This is a genomic window from Wolbachia endosymbiont of Drosophila incompta, from assembly GCF_001758565.1.
GTDB lineage: Bacteria > Pseudomonadota > Alphaproteobacteria > Rickettsiales > Anaplasmataceae > Wolbachia > Wolbachia pipientis.
Genome location: NZ_CP011148.1, coordinates 1,264,873 through 1,265,767 on the forward strand (window position 1 = coordinate 1,264,873; position 895 = coordinate 1,265,767).

2 protein-coding genes are annotated in these 895 nt (G+C 35.9%); both read right to left on the bottom strand.

Going from position 1 to position 895, the window contains the following annotated elements:
• Nucleotides 1–282 (bottom strand): efflux RND transporter permease subunit (locus WG67_RS08935; RefSeq protein WP_458694945.1); only part of this gene is annotated, 282 nt, incomplete at its 3' end.
• 73 nt (nucleotides 283–355) lie between these two features.
• On the bottom strand, nucleotides 356–895 hold a 540-nt coding region (locus tag WG67_RS08940), incomplete at its 5' end, for an efflux RND transporter permease subunit (protein WP_256363887.1).

Here is an 895-nt window from a genome sequence, read left to right on the forward strand (position 1 = left end):
AGCTATTATCCCAATGAGAAAGGAACCGGGTATCGAGAGTGCCACAAGAATAGCAATCCTTGTTCCCATAGAAAGCATCATTATGATCAATATTAACAACACAGCAAATATTATGCCGTTTTCCAAGTCATCAAGCACATCGCGGACGTTTTTTGACTGGTCGTTTAAGTACACCACTTTTAAATTTTCAGGTAATTGATCTTTTGCCTTATCCATTAAGTATTTTACTTGATTTACTGTGTCTATTATGTTTTTTCCGTTACGTTTTGAAATTCCTAGCACGACACTAGGTAATCCATTAATGCGAGCAAATCCTTGGTGATCCTCAAACCTAGGGTATACTTTTGCTATATCTTTAGATTCTCAAAACTGCATCGCCTTGAGATCTAATAGGAATATTCATAATATCTTCTATATCTTTTAATAACCCTGATATTTTAATCGAATATTTACCGGTATCATTTTCCAGTGACCCAGCTCCCACTAGTCTATTATTGCTTGATATAGCTTGGAATATTTCGTTTGATTGAATGTTATATTTTGTTAGAACTGTGGGCTCAACTATCACTTCCACTGTTTCTTTACGCATACCTGCCACTTCAACTTTGAGAACATTTGGCAGAGATTCTATTTCTTTCTTTAGCTTGCGTGCTATTTCAGTTAAGGCTCTTTCTGGCAAATTACCAATTAAGCCGACATTGAGTATCGGAAATAAGCTCAAGTTTATTTCATTGATTATCGGAGATTCCGCTTCAACAGGTAACTTCGATTTTATGTTTGAAAGCTTTGAACGGACATTATCGAGCACTTCTTTATTATCATACTCTGTTCCAAATTCGAGTATCATGTGAGCACCATCATTAGTTGCAAAAGCTCTCAATTCTCTTACACCATC